This window comes from Campylobacter sp. RM9328 (assembly GCF_012978615.1).
The window spans coordinates 20,457-34,743 of record NZ_LIWF01000010.1 but is presented as its reverse complement, the minus strand read 5'-3'; the positions used below and the strand labels follow the sequence as shown (position 1 = coordinate 34,743).

The window sequence follows — 14,287 nt, the reverse complement described above, 5'->3', positions numbered from 1 at the left end:
CTTAATTAAGTATCGAATGAGCCAAATTTTGATATGCGATCGAGCCTGGTGACTTTATATCGTAAAGAATAACCGGCTTGCCAAAACTCGGGCTTTCGGCAAGCTTTACATTACGCGGGATAATAACCAAATCATCTTCGCTGTCTTTGCTAACAAAAAGCTTGTGCTTAAAATGCTGCTTTAAATTTGCCACCGTCTCTTTTGAGAGATTGTTTTGAGAACTAAACATGGTCGGCAAAAATCCCTTTATGCTAAGCTTTGGATTTATAGTTTTTTTGATGATTTTTACTGTATTTAGTATAAGCGCAAGCCCCTCAAGTGCATAAAATTCACACTGTATCGGTATAATAACGCTATCGCTAGCACTTAAAGCATTTATCGTAATACTGCCAAGAGCAGGAGGGCTATCGATGATGATAAAGTCATAATCGTCTAAAACCTCGGCTATTTTGTTTTTCAAGATCAGTTTGTAATCTTTACTTTGGTCGTTAAATTCCTGCTCTATGCCAACCAAGCCGATATTTGACGGCGCTAGAAAAAGTGTTGGGATTTCTGTTTTTAGTACTATTTGCGAAAGTTTTTTGCGATCAGTTAAAACATGGTAGATATTAAATTCATAGTCACTTCTACTAAATCCCATTCCCGTAGTAGCGTTTGCTTGCGGATCAATATCAATAAGTAAGACTTTTTTCTCTGCGACTGCTAATGAGGCTGCTAAATTTACTGCCGTAGTCGTCTTACCTACTCCGCCCTTTTGATTTGCTATTGTTATAACTTCACTCATCTTAAAGAATACACCTTTTTATTATCTAACAAAATAGAACCATCTTCACAAAGCGAAGCTGCCGATAAATCCGCTATTTCGCCATTTATATGCGTTATGAAACTCTTTGAACGCTCAAATTCTATCTTAAATTTGCTAAAAATTTGCTTCCACGGGATTTTTTCTTCAAGCTTATCGCAAAAGCCCCAGACAACGTCATTCGGAATAGTTTTGATGTCTAAAACACCCGTATTTTGGGGAGCGCGGGCTAAATTTAAACCTATGCTTCCGATATAAATTTCGCCTATTTTAGTGCTGATCGTTCCGCCGATTTTAAGGTCATTTACGTAAAAATCATTTGGCCATTTAACCCAAATTTTAGAACCTAAATTTTCTAAAAAATTTTTCATTATCATGGAAAAATAAATAGATATCGACGCGTCATTTAAGTCATCAGGAAGTGCGTTTTTATGCAAGCAAAATGATAAAAAAAGATTGCCCTCAAGTCCTATCCATTTATTTCCCCTACTTCCAACACCTGCTGTTTGGGTTTTAGCGCACATAGCAAATGGCGGCTTTATGACACCGACTCTTACGCCTTGGGAAATTTCATTATGCGTTGAGGCACACTCCTCAAGAAATTCTATCACCAATGCCAAGCCTTTTGCCGTTTAGATACGCCGTCGCATTAACAGCCTTTTTGCTTGGCTCTTGCAGGCTTAAAATTTGCAAAGCACCGCTTTTACAAGCAACAACAAAACCATCTTTTGAAATTTCTAAAATTTCACCACTTTTTCCGCTCATCTGTAATGGTTTTAGGCTTAAAATTTTAAGTCCGCTTTCTAAAAATATCCCGGGCCAAGGCGTGTAGGCACGAAATTTATTATAAATTTGACTAGCATCTTCGTCAAAGCTAAAAAGTCCACTTTGTTTTTTTATCTTCTTGCAAATCGTAGCTTGCGTGTCATCTTGCGGCTGTGGTGTGATGGTTGGAAAATTTTGCAAAACATCGACTATAAGTTCTCCTGCGATCTTTCCAAGTTCATCAAAAAGTTCTCCGCTTGTTTTATCTTCACAGTTTGTATATGCAAATGCAAGCATCGCACCCGTATCAAGCCCCTCATCCATCAGCATCGCCGTTATACCCGTTGTCGTTTCTCCCGCTAAAAGTGCGCTTTGTATGGGGCTTGCACCGCGATATTTAGGAAGTATGGAGGCATGTAAATTTATACAAGGAGCGATATCTAAAATGGCCTTAGGTAAGATCTGACCATAAGCTGCAACCACAATAAAGTCAGGTTTTAAAGAACGAATTTGTTCATGTGTTTCTTGCTCTTTTAAATTTATAGGTTGAAACACAGGGATATCTTTATAGTTCTCATTTAAAAAAGTTTTGATGTGCGGCGGAGTTAAAACCTGCTTCCTACCAACCGGCTTGTCGGGCTGAGTAAATACGCCTACAACATTGATGCCTGCTTTTAAAATTTCACTTAATATATCCGTAGCATACTCGGGAGTTCCCATAAAAATTATATTCATACTATCTCCTGCGACGGTTACTTATCTTTTTTAAGTAATTCAAGCAAGCTAAATTTAAGCTCGTTTATGTTTTCGTTTGTCGCAGAGCTGATAGGTAGTATGAAGTATGGTTTTAAGGCATCGAATTCATAAATATCTTGCTTAAATTTATCTCCAGCCTTAAGACCAAGCTTGCTTATAAATTCACCTACTTTTTCCTCTAAATTTTCTGCCGCATCCATTCTGGTTAGTGCAATAGCATAGTCTCTTTTGGCAAGCTCAGGAGAGAATTTCTCAACCTCGGCACGAAGAGTAAAAAACTGCTTATCAAGCTCACGGTAGTTTGCTAGATCTATCATATAAAGCAAAATTTTAGTTCGCTCGATGTGTTTTAAAAACTGAATTCCAAGTCCTCGTCCATCGCTTGCACCTTCGATTATACCTGGGATATCAGCCATAACAAAGCCGTTATATTCATCAACTTCTACGAGTCCAAGTTTTGGCGTAAGGGTTGTAAATTCATAGTTTGCTATCTGTGGTTTAGCGTTTGAAACAGTCGATATAAGCGTGCTTTTACCAACATTTGGAAAGCCGACAAGTCCGACATCGGCAATTAGCTTTAACTCTAAACGAACATTGCAAATTTCTTCTGGAGTGCCTTTTTGTGCGTATTCAGGAGCTTGGTTGGTCGAGCTTTTAAAATGTACGTTACCAAGACCGCCTTTACCCCCTTTTAAAAACAACACTCGCTCGCCCTCGTTTACTAGATCAAGTAGTAACTCTCCAGTTTCATCATCATACACGGCAGTTCCCGGTGGAACGATAAGCTCCAAGCTCTCGCCTTTTTTGCCAGTCATCCTACAACCCATGCCTGGCTTGCCGTTTTTAGCGCTTAGTTTGTTTTTGCCTTTATATGCCGCTAGTGTATGAGAGTTGTTGTCGATGACAAAATAAACATCTCCGCCATCTCCGCCATCTCCGCCATCAGGACCACCTAAAATAACGTGTTTTTCACGTCTAAAACTTACAGCTCCGGCTCCGCCATGTCCTGAAGCCAATGTTAATTTTACGCTATCTATAAACATATTTTACCTTTAATTTTTAGGCGATTATAGCTAAAATTGCTGAAATTTAAAGCTGTTTGCTACTCATGAGGTTGCGTCTAATTATCTCAAATTCTCCCTCATCTTCGCTTCTAGTAGATATTATTTCGATAATTTTTAACAAATTTCTAGTCATTTCTTTTACGATATCGGTGTCGTTCATGAGCGATGTCGCCATTTTGTTTGAAATTTTACGCTCGTTTAGCAAAATATCAGGTGCAAACTGCACACTTTCATACTCATCATAAAGTCGCCTTAGCTCTTTTAGCCCTGATTTGCTATCTATCTCAAAGTCTTGGATACGCTTTATAACGCGTAAAATATGTAAAATTTTTACACGAAGTTTGTTGTATTCGGCTTTTATGTATTCGTTAGATGAACTCATAAATTTAAATACATTTGGCTGGATATTTTTTACATCTTTTAATGTTTCTGCCAACAAAAGCGCCCCACGACGAATATCCATAAATTTAGCGATATCTTTTTCCGTAGCGTTTGCGCTAGCGCTTATTAGATAGCTGATTATCTGACTATAAACTTCTTTAAATCTATTATTATAAAGCTCGTCAAAGTCTATAGCCATTGGTGTATTTTTAGCCTCTATAACCTCTTGCGATGAAAGTGGCGAATCAATATCATTTTTGCTTATGCTAATTGATTTTGCGATGATAGATGTCGTGTTTTCATATAAATGTGCCATCTCTTTTACTAAAACGATTAACGCACTATCGACGAATTGGATGGATTTTTCATCTAAAAATTTAGCCGTTATCACTTTTGATCGAATTTGAGCCGGTTTTATTAGGCGGTCTAAAAGTATGGTCAGCCTTGTCGTCAAAGGATAAAATATAACAATTCCAATAAGGTTAAACAAAGTATGAAAAATAGCGAGTTTTAGCGAATAATCACTGCCGTCTATGCCCAAAAAATCAGCCACAAAGTCAGTAATGGGAATGATGGAATTTATAAAACAAAGCATTATCGTTGCAGAGGCTATATTAAATATCACATGCCCTAACATCAGCTTTTTACCCTCGGAATTTGCGTTTATCGAACCAATCACAGCTACGACGGTGCTTCCTACGTTTGAGCCTATCGCTATCGCAATGGCGTTTTCATAGCTCATCTGCCCTACGCTTAAAGCCGTTATAGTTAATGTTAGCGTTGCCGTTGAACTTTGCATCAAAACCGTTACGATAATACCTATGAGCGTATAAACCAAAAGCCCTTTAATACCGTCCATAGCGTATGCAGCAAGATCTATAGTATCTTTGATACCGTCAAATCCAGACTTCATATAGTGTATCCCTAAAAATAAAAGCCCTATACTAAAAAGAAAATATCCTCCGCTTTTAATACCTTTTGACTTATTAAAAAACATTATAACGCCGATAATGATAAGCGGCATAGCGTAGTAAATGATCTGGGTTTTTAACCCAACACCTGCAACCAGCCAAGTAGTAGAAACAGTGCCTAGATTTGTCCCATAAATGATAGCTAATCCGGCACCAAGCGTTATAAGACTGGCACTTAAAAAAGATATGGCGATCACACTAACCAGACCGCTTGATTGCATTATAAAAGTAGATATAAGACCAAAAAGGAAACTTTTAAATTTGCTACTTGTTGTATTTTTTAAAAATGTTTCAATACCTGATAAGCCCGAAAAACTAAGCTCTAATACGGAAATTCCATATAAAAATATACAAATTCCAAAGGCTATAACCATGAAGCTTTCGCTAATAAGCATTAAAGCACAGATGGCTGATAAAAACAGCGAAAGAAAGATAAGATTTTTTTGTTGTTTAAAATTTTCAAATAACGGCAATTTAAATTTCCTTGATCAATTTTGCGCAATTATAGCAGGTTTAGTTCAAAAATAAAGGATAAATTTTAGTGATTTGAAATTTTATGAGATATATTTTAAGCTTAAGGGAAAAAGAGGGCAAAAGCCCTCTGGTTTAGGATTAAGCTGCTGGATAAACAGAAACTTTTTTGCGGTTTTTATCTTTACGCTCAAATTTCACATACCCATCAACAAGAGCAAAGATAGTGTGATCTTTACCCATGCCCACGTTATTGCCTGGATGAGTTGCTGTGCCTCTTTGGCGGATTATAATGTTACCTGCACGAACAAATTCGCTACCGAATTTTTTAACACCTAAACGACGTCCGATACTATCACGGTTATTTTGGGTTGAGCCCTGACCTTTTTTGTGTGCCATATCTTTTCTCCTTAGCCTGCTATGCTTACTACTTTAACGCGTGTGTATTGTCTTCTAAAACCGCGTTTAAGCTTTGAGTCTTTACGTCTACGTTTTTTATAGATAACAACTTTTTTATCTTTACCTAGTGCTACGACTTCTAAGACAACTTTTGCACCCTCAACAAACGGTGCACCTACCTTAACTACGCCGTCATTTACAGCCAAAACTTCTGTAATTTCAACGGTTGATTTTGCTTCGGCTTCAAAACGATCTAAATTTAGGAATTGACCTTCGCTAACTCTGTATTGTTTCCCGCCGTTCTTGATAATAGCGTACTTTGACATGCTATCCTTTCATGTGGTAAGTTACCAAAAAGCACTTTTAAATTTTAAAAGATTTATGGAGCTTTGTTGGTTATAGGTCGTGGATTTTACTATAAAATTAATAAATTTTAGTTGAAAGCAAAAGGAGCGCTTAACGCGCCCCTTAAATTTTAGTAGTCAAGTTCAGGTTTTGAAGTTTTATCCGTAGAAGCGGGAAGCATCGGATATTCGATTTTAGGCATTTTGCCTGTTAATGAATTTAAGAACGTTACGATACTGCTAGCCTCATTATCATTTATATCTATGCCAAGCTGTATACTTCCCATAGCTTTAACTGCATCTTTTAAAGACCAGATCGCGCCATTGTGGAAATACGGTGCCGTTAGCTCGATATTACGCAAAGTAGGTGCTTTGACCATACCGTTAGCATCGCCTTTAAAGTCGCCGACATCTGCGAATTCATACTTGGCAGCAACCTCAAACGGCTGAAGTGTTCCACCTAAATTTACACCATTATGGCAAGTAGCACAACCTTTATCAAGGAAAATTTGAAGACCTTTTTTCTCAGCATCATTTAGTGCATTTTCATCACCTTCAAGAAATTTGTCAAATCTTGACGGAGTGACAAGTGTTCTTTCAAAAATTCCAATCGCAGTCGTTACAAGATCAAAATTTATCTCGCTATTAAACGCTTTTTTAAACTCATCAACATAAGCAGGGATTGACTTTAGTCTATCCACAACAAGCTCAGGGGTAGATGCCATCTCAGGAAGTGCGGTCATAGGACCTGCAGCTTGTGCGGCTAGGTGTGCGGCACGTCCATCCCAAAACTGAACAGAGTTAAATACCGAATTGTAAACAGTTGGAGCGTTTACGTGATGTGGGTTTGGAGTCCATTTATGTCCTGTTGAAGCAGGCACGCCATCAACACCGCCAAGACCTAGGTTATGACAGGTATTACAACTTATGATGCCTGATTTAGAAAGGCGAGGATCAAAATATAATCTCATGCCAAGCTCATAAGCAGCCATAGTAGTAGGATACTCTTTAGCATCAGGCGCTGCGTCATTTATCATCTTAGTAAGTGCTTTTCCATCACTAGGAAGAGGTACTATGCCTGCATCTAATGCGTCTTTTGCAAGATTTCCTGCAAAAAGGGAGCTCGCTAAAGCAACTGAACTTAGGAATAAAATTTTAGTCTTCACAACTACTCCTTTTTTTAAAGATTTAAATTAGGTTTTAATAATAATATAACAAAACTAAAACTACAATAAATTTTATTATTTATAAGTAATTATTTTTAAATATTTTTAAGTATATAAGATAAAATTGCTCTTCTTTTTAAATTTATTAAAGATATAAATTTAAGATATAATAAGCCAAAAATTTTAGCGAGAAGATATGGCAGGCGAAGACGAAGAGAAAACCGAAGAAGCAACCTCCAAAAAGATAGAAGACGCCAAAAAAGACGGCAACGTCCCCAAAAGTCAAGACATAAGCGGTTTCGCAACTCTGCTTGTTGCGATAACAATGCTTATAGTCATGCTTGGCTTTATGAAAGATCAACTTGTTTCTTTATATATGTATTATCAAAGTTTCATAGGCAAAGAACTAACGGTAAGTGCCATACACATGATAGCTATCAATACTCTTGGTCGCGCGCTTTTAATGATACTACCTATCTGCGTGTGTGTGGGCATTGTAGGGATAATCGCCTATGTGATGCAGTTTGGTCTTATATTTACCACAAAACCAATAACGCCGGATCTTAATAAGATAAATCCCATAAAAGGTCTAAAAAATTTATTTTCTTTAAAAAAATTAATCGACGGCATAAAGATAGTAGCAAAGGTAAGTGCTGTCTTTGGAGTTGGTTTTTACTTTTTTTTACAATTCATCAAAGAACTTCCGCATACACTTTTTTTGTCGATGTTTGATCAGCTTGCATGGCTTAAAGAAAAGATGATCATCCTTGTTGGGGTCATGCTTCTTATATTATTTATAATAGGACTAATCGATCTTCTAATCGTTCGCTTTCAATATTTTAAAGATCTAAGGATGAGTAAACAAGAGATAAAAGACGAGTATAAACAAATGGAGGGTGATCCGCAAGTTAAAGGACGCATCAGACGGCTTCAAATGCAAACGGCTCGTAAAAGAATGATGCAAAACGTCCCTCAAGCAGACGTAGTTATCACAAACCCTACTCACTACGCCGTAGCCATAAGATACGACAAATCAAGAGATGCTGCGCCGGTTATACTGGCAAAGGGTGTAGATGTGATAGCTATGCAAATTCGCAAAATAGCCCTTGAAAATAGCGTGCAGATCATAGAAAATCCGCCTCTTGCACGTGAGCTTTATAAACTCTGCGAAGTAAACGACATGATACCTGAAACATTATTTCGTGCAGTAGCCGAAGTTTTAAGCTTTGTATATATGAGTGATAAGAAAAAATTTGCTGGAAGAATTTGAAATTTAAAAGCCCTCCAAAAAGGGAGGGCTTAAGAGTTATTGCATAAAGCCGTAAGCAGTAGCTAAGATATAACCTATCGCGCATGAAGTTAATACGCCGATAAAACCAGGGATAATAAAGCTGTGGTTTATAACATATTTACCGATGTGAGTCGTTCCTGAGCGGTCAAACTGAATAGCAGCAAGGTCGCTTGGATATGTAGGTAGGATAAAGTAACCGTAGCATGCAGAAGCAAAAGCTATGATAACGCCTGGATCAACACCGATTTGAACAGCAAGCGGAACGAATGTAGCAGCTGCTGCAGCTTGTGAGTTAAGGAATTTTGAGATAAGCATACCAACTACGATATAAGTCCATGGATAAGCCACCATGACCGCACCAAGTGAGCTTTTTAACATCTCGATATGTGAGTGGAACATTGTATCTGCCATCCATGAGATACCGTAAATCGCAACAAGAGCAACCATACCACTGTGGAAAATTTCATTTTGAGCGATTTTAGAAGATTTGATGCCTGCATAAATCATCATAATAGAAGCAGCAAGTAGCATGAAAATTTGGATAGTATCAACCATACCTAGTACTTTTGAGCCTTTTTCTTTGCTCGATACGTTAATATAGGCATTTTGATACTCTGTTGTTTCACCTTTTGCATTGGTATAAGTTACAGTACCGTTTTCAGAGCGAACAACACTCTCTTTTTCACCTTTTTTGTTTGTGATCTCAACTGATTGAGCTTTTTGAGATGCGCCTACTTTACCTTTTGCTACGCTAAATTCTGCTGCTTGAGCTGATATACTTCCGTCTTTTACAGCTATAGCTTTTAGCTCTTTTTTATCAGCCATGATCTGAACTACAGCGCTATCTTTAGAGATAGTCCAGCTTGGGCGAAGCTCTTTGTAATAACCTAAAACCGCAACTACAGCGATAGCTGCAAGGAAGATCCACATTGAGTTCCATTGTTTTACAGGAAGTTTAACACCGATTAAAGATTTAACATCATCAGAGCCGTAGATATATTTTCTTTGCTCAGGATCAGCTATTTTTGCTTGGAATTCAGGGTCTTTATCAAGGTCTTTACCTCTAAAAATAGACCAAATTCCTATCATAACAACACCCATAAAAGTTGATGGGATAGTTACTTTTAAAAGGTCAACATAGCTTGAAAAGCCCTCAATATGAACTGTACCTGTTCCAAGTAAAACCGCAACCATAGAAACACCGGCAACAGATACCGGGCTTGCTACGATACCCATTTGAGATGAGATAGTTGTTGCAGCCATAGGACGTTCCGGACGAACACCGCTTTTGATAGAAACGTCATAAATAATCGGTAAAAGTGTATAAACAGTGTGTCCTGTTCCGCATAGTATAGTTAGTGTCCAACCAATAACAGGAGCTAGGATACAGACAAATTTAGGATGTTTTCTTAGGACTTTCTCCGCTATTTGAAGCATAACGTCAAGACCACCTGTAGCTTGTAATGTCGCACTAGCAACAACAACTGCAAGGATCGTTAAAATAACATCGACCGCAGGTTTACCTGGAGCCATTTTAAAGCCAAATACTAGGATAATAAGACCTATGCCTCCTAAAATACCAAGAGCCATACCGCCCTTTTTAGCACCATAAAACAAACAACCAAGCACGACAACAAGCTGAAGCATAAACTGCGTGCTTTCACTCAAAGATGTTAAAAATTCCATCTACTATGTTTTCCTTTCTTTAAGAAATCTTAGACCGAATTATAGTTATATTAAAATTAAAAGATAATTAAAATTTTTAAAATTTTGAATATAAATTTACAATCAATTTATTATAAGTTTATTATTACAAAGAAATTTCTTTATATTAAAAATACGACCTTATCGCATCTTTAATATATAAAGTGTAATAAAAATTTTAAAATATATTTTTAAGTAAATTTTATGTTATAATTGATGTTAAACTTATATAAAAGGAAAAAAGATGCAAATTTCTGTAAATTATGGCAAAGAAGATCGTTTTAATATAAATGTAGACGATAAAAATTTAATAGGCATTTTTGAGCCAAATGAAGTGGCAAAGCAAGATGAGACAAAACTCATAGCAGACGCACTAAACGCTCCGCTAAACAAGGCTACTTTTGATGAGTTTATAGATACAAACGAACGCATAGTTATCATAGTAAACGACGGCACTCGCCCAACCCCAACATCAAAAATTCTAAAACAAATTTATCCAAAGCTTCGCGATAAAGAGAAAATTTTCATCATCGCAAATGGTTGCCACCGCGATCCTACCGAGGATGAGTATCATATGATATTTTCAAAAGAAATTTATGAAGAGATAGCTAAGAAAAACGAAGTTCACAGCCATGACTCTAAAAATGATGAGATGACTTATCTTGGCGAAAGCAAAAATAAAACTCAAATGTATCTAAATAAAATAGTAGCCGAAGCTAAAAAAGTCATTGCTATCGGTTCTGTAGAGCCGCATTATTTTGCCGGCTATACAGGCGGTAGAAAGGCGTTCTTGCCTGGCGTGGCAAAATACGAAACGATAGAACAAAATCATAAGCTAGCGCTAAGTTCTGACGCGCAAGCTCTAAAGCTAGACGGCAACCCTGTGCATGAAGATATGATAGATGCGATGAAAGTTCTAAGCGGCATAGATGTATTTTCCATCATGACTGTTCTTGATAGCGAGCATGGAGTTTATTATGTTAGCACTGGCGACCTAAACGACTCTTTTTATGACTGTATTAAAAAAGCCGATGAGGTATTTTGCGTAAATATCCCTAAAAAAGCCAATATCGTGATCTCTGTAGCTCCTTATCCGATGGATGTTGATTTGTATCAAGCTCAAAAAGCTCTTGATAATGGCAAACTAGCCCTTGCAAAAGATGGAATTTTAATAATGGTAGCAAAATGCCGCACCGGTATCGGTCCAAAACCATTTTTTAACCTAATGGCTTCAGCTAATACTCCTCAAAAAGTTATCGACAAGATCGCAGACGGCTTTCACCTAGGATATCACAAAGCTGCAAAAATGGCTGAAATTTCACTTTGGGCGCAAACTTGGGCAGTTAGCGATCTAAGTGACGATGAGATGAAAGCGGTACATCTAAAACCGTATCATGACCTACAAACTGCGCTAAATGAAGCATTTGCGCAAAAAGGTAAAGATGCAAGCGTGCTTGTTCTACCTGCCGGCTCTATAACGGTGCCAAAAGTAAAATAATGGCGTTTTTGTATTACGACGCGAGTTGTGGCATAAGCGGTGATATGAATATCGCCGCCTTGCTTGATCTTGGCGTTAGTTTTGATCACCTAAAAAGCGAGCTTGATAAACTAGGACTTAATGACGAATACGAACTAGAATTTAAAAGTGTTAAAAAACGTGGCATAAGCGCAAGTAAATTTAACGTTTTGCTTAAAAAACATACTCACGAACGAAGCTTTAAAAGCATAAAAGAGCTGATAGAAAGCTCAAATTTAAACCAAAATGTCAAAGAAATTTCGATAAAAATTTTTAAAACCATCGCGATAGCTGAAGCAAAAGTGCATGGCGTAAGCATGAATACGGTGCACTTTCACGAGATCGGAGCAACTGATAGCATAGTCGATATCGTCGGTGCTGCGATCTGTTTTGATGCGCTTAATGTGGATAAAATTTACAGCTCTCGCGTAGAGCTTGGTGGCGGAAGCGTAAAGTGCGCTCACGGCGAACTTAGCGTCCCAGCACCTGCTGTAAGTGAAATTTTAACACACGTTCCAGTTAGTATAGGAAAGGCAGAATTTGAGCTTACGACTCCAACTGGAGCTGGAATTTTAAAGTCATTAGCTATTTTTAGACAAAAAGCTGACATAAATATCATAAAAACTGGATACGGCGCAGGCGGTAAAGATATGCCACACGCAAATATACTAAAAGTCATGCTTTGCAAAGAAGAGTATGAAGAAAACCACGTGGCAAATACAATGATAGAAGCAAATCTTGATGATATGAGCGCGGAAGAAATGGCGTTTGCTACTAAAATTTTACTTAAAAACGGCGCGTTAGATGTCTTTTTAACACCTATAATAATGAAAAAATCACGCGCAGGAGTAAAGCTAAGCGTTCTTTGCAAAAACAAAGACGTTTTAAATTTAAAAGAGCTTATCTTTAAGCACACTTCAAGCATAGGAGTTAGAGAGTATCTTGTATCAAAGACAGAACTATCTCGCAAAATAGAAAAAATTTCGACAAAATACGGCGAAATCAGCGTTAAAATTTCAACATTTGAAGGCATGGAAAAGATAAAGCCAGAATTTGATGAATGCGAAGCCGCGGCTATAAAATTTAACATAAGCATACAGGAAATAAAAGATGAGGTAATGCGTGCATACAAAACTAGAACAACTTAAAAGCGAGATACAAAATTTAGGCAAACTAGCAGTTGCTTTTAGCGGTGGAGTTGATAGCTCTTTTTTGCTAAAAGTCGCTCACGACGTGCTTGGCGAAAATTTAGTAGCCATCACCATGCACTCGCCTTATATCCCAGCTCGCGAGATCAAAGAGGCGAAGGAATTTACAAGAGATCTTAACATCTCACACAAAATCATCACGGCAAACATCCCCGAAAATATCAAGTCAAACCCGCTAATGCGCTGCTATATGTGCAAGACCGAGGTATTTAAAAACATAATAAAAACCGCAAATGAGCTTGGCATAAAACACGTTTCAGATGGGACAAATTTAGATGATCTGGGTGAGTTTAGACCTGGGCTAAGGGCATTAAAAGAGTTTGGCGTAATGTCTTTGCTTAAAAATTTCACAAAAAAAGAGATAAGAGAGTTGTCTTTTGAGATGGGACTTTATACGCACGATAAGCCAAGTTACGCCTGTTTGCTAACGCGTTTACCGCAGGATTATGAGTTTAGCACTGATGAGCTAAGGCTGGTAGAAAAAGCCGAAGATATCCTCATACAAAATGGATATGCAAACATTAGAGCGAGATTTGACGGTAAGAGCTTTAAGCTTGAAATGCCGTTTGCTCACATGAAAATTTTCATAACCGATGATAAATTTAAATCCATAATCTCCAAACTAAACTCACTTGGTGAGTTTGAGATCACGCTTGATCTAAAAGGTTTTAGAAAGGATGTTCTTTTATGACAAAAAGTGAAATTTCAAATTTCATAAAAGCTGTAAAATCAGGCGAGATAAACGAGGAAAGCGCATTTAAATTTCTTAAAAACTACCCTTTTGAGGACATAGGATGTGCTAAGATAGATAGGCAAAGAGAGCTTAGAAACGGTGTTGCTGAGGTGATTTATGGTGCCGGTAAAAGCCAAAGTGAGATAAGAGCCATAGTCTTAAGCATACTAAAATACGATCAAAATATCCTAATCACTCGCACAAATCGTGAAATTTACGAGCTTTTATCAAGCGAGTTTGAAAATGTAAATTTTAACGAGCGTGGCAACACAATAAGCATCACGCCAAAACCTCTAGCTACGACACAAAGCTATATAGCCATCGTTTCTGCCGGCACTTCCGATGCTGCGGTGGTCGAAGAGGCTTACGAGACGGCAAAGATCCTTGGTAACAGCGTGGTAAAAATTTCAGATATCGGCGTGGCTGGGATACATAGGCTGTTTTTAAATTTAGAAACTATCCAAAAAGCAAAGGTTATCATCGCCGTTGCAGGCATGGAAGGTGCGCTTCCTAGCGTGGTCGCAGGTCTTGTAAAAGCTCCGGTTATAGCTGTTCCTACAAGTGTTGGGTATGGGGCTAGTTTTGGTGGAGTGGCGGCACTTCTTGGTATGTTAAACAGCTGTGCAAACGGGATCAGTGTCGTAAATATCGACAACGGATACGGCGCTGCTTACAACGCAAGTATAATAAATCATCTATAAAATTTAAAGGAGAAG

General features: G+C 37.7%; 14 protein-coding genes. 5 read left to right on the top strand and 9 right to left on the bottom strand.

The window, feature by feature from the left end; all coding sequences use genetic code 11:
- Position 1: 1 nt before the first annotated feature.
- The 8 genes from CCAL9328_RS07550 to CCAL9328_RS07515 form a co-directional block, all read right to left on the bottom strand.
- Complete coding sequence (locus CCAL9328_RS07550; protein WP_169937146.1) at positions 2-784, bottom strand: ParA family protein; 783 nt, start codon at positions 782-784, stop codon at positions 2-4.
- Complete coding sequence (locus CCAL9328_RS07545) at positions 781-1,416, bottom strand: biotin--[acetyl-CoA-carboxylase] ligase (RefSeq protein ID WP_169971821.1); 636 nt, start codon at positions 1,414-1,416, stop codon at positions 781-783. Before CCAL9328_RS07545 ends, CCAL9328_RS07550 begins: the two co-directional genes overlap by 4 nt.
- Positions 1,397-2,302 (bottom strand): methionyl-tRNA formyltransferase, encoded by a 906-nt coding sequence (gene fmt, locus CCAL9328_RS07540; RefSeq protein ID WP_170000387.1) that lies wholly within the window; start codon positions 2,300-2,302, stop codon positions 1,397-1,399. Before fmt ends, CCAL9328_RS07545 begins: the two co-directional genes overlap by 20 nt.
- A 17-nt stretch (positions 2,303-2,319) precedes the next feature.
- Positions 2,320-3,366 (bottom strand): GTPase ObgE, encoded by a 1,047-nt coding sequence (gene obgE, locus CCAL9328_RS07535; protein WP_170000386.1) that lies wholly within the window; start codon positions 3,364-3,366, stop codon positions 2,320-2,322.
- 46 nt (positions 3,367-3,412) lie between these two features.
- The gene (locus tag CCAL9328_RS07530; RefSeq protein WP_170000385.1) at positions 3,413-5,212 is read right to left on the bottom strand and encodes a Na/Pi cotransporter family protein; all 1,800 of its coding nucleotides are present in this window, start codon (positions 5,210-5,212) and stop codon (positions 3,413-3,415) included.
- A gap of 139 nt (positions 5,213-5,351) precedes the next feature.
- The gene (gene rpmA, locus CCAL9328_RS07525; protein WP_169937136.1) at positions 5,352-5,609 is read right to left on the bottom strand and encodes a 50S ribosomal protein L27; all 258 of its coding nucleotides are present in this window, start codon (positions 5,607-5,609) and stop codon (positions 5,352-5,354) included.
- A gap of 11 nt (positions 5,610-5,620) precedes the next feature.
- The gene (gene rplU / locus CCAL9328_RS07520; protein ID WP_169937135.1) at positions 5,621-5,935 is read right to left on the bottom strand and encodes a 50S ribosomal protein L21; all 315 of its coding nucleotides are present in this window, start codon (positions 5,933-5,935) and stop codon (positions 5,621-5,623) included.
- Between the two features lie 149 nt (positions 5,936-6,084).
- Positions 6,085-7,119, bottom strand: coding sequence for a cytochrome-c peroxidase (locus tag CCAL9328_RS07515; RefSeq protein WP_169937133.1), 1,035 nt, complete (start codon positions 7,117-7,119; stop codon positions 6,085-6,087).
- A 196-nt stretch (positions 7,120-7,315) separates the two neighbouring features.
- On the opposite strand from CCAL9328_RS07515, the gene flhB reads away from it, so the two are divergent.
- Positions 7,316-8,389 carry a flagellar biosynthesis protein FlhB gene (gene flhB / locus CCAL9328_RS07510; RefSeq protein WP_169937131.1) on the top strand — a complete coding sequence of 358 codons (1,074 nt, stop codon included), beginning with the start codon at positions 7,316-7,318 and terminating at the stop codon, positions 8,387-8,389.
- A gap of 36 nt (positions 8,390-8,425) precedes the next feature.
- Here flhB and CCAL9328_RS07505 read toward each other — a convergent pair whose 3' ends face one another.
- Complete coding sequence (locus tag CCAL9328_RS07505) at positions 8,426-10,096, bottom strand: anaerobic C4-dicarboxylate transporter (protein WP_170000384.1); 1,671 nt, start codon at positions 10,094-10,096, stop codon at positions 8,426-8,428.
- 262 nt (positions 10,097-10,358) lie between these two features.
- Here CCAL9328_RS07505 and CCAL9328_RS07500 point away from each other — a divergent pair, with 262 nt between their 5' ends.
- From CCAL9328_RS07500 to larB, 4 genes are read left to right on the top strand one after another with little or no spacing between them, the layout of a single operon-like run.
- Positions 10,359-11,612 (top strand): lactate racemase domain-containing protein, encoded by a 1,254-nt coding sequence (locus CCAL9328_RS07500; protein ID WP_169971828.1) that lies wholly within the window; start codon positions 10,359-10,361, stop codon positions 11,610-11,612.
- A complete protein-coding gene (larC, locus tag CCAL9328_RS07495; RefSeq protein WP_169971829.1) occupies positions 11,612-12,778 on the top strand; it encodes a nickel pincer cofactor biosynthesis protein LarC in 1,167 nt (388 codons plus the stop codon). The genes CCAL9328_RS07500 and larC overlap by 1 nt, the downstream gene beginning before the upstream one ends.
- Positions 12,753-13,529, top strand: a complete 777-nt coding sequence (larE, locus tag CCAL9328_RS07490) for an ATP-dependent sacrificial sulfur transferase LarE (RefSeq protein WP_169971830.1) — start codon at positions 12,753-12,755, stop codon at positions 13,527-13,529. The genes larC and larE overlap by 26 nt, the downstream gene beginning before the upstream one ends.
- Positions 13,526-14,272 carry a nickel pincer cofactor biosynthesis protein LarB gene (larB, locus tag CCAL9328_RS07485; RefSeq protein ID WP_169971831.1) on the top strand — a complete coding sequence of 249 codons (747 nt, stop codon included), beginning with the start codon at positions 13,526-13,528 and terminating at the stop codon, positions 14,270-14,272. The genes larE and larB overlap by 4 nt, the downstream gene beginning before the upstream one ends.
- The last annotated feature ends 15 nt before the right edge of the window (positions 14,273-14,287 follow it).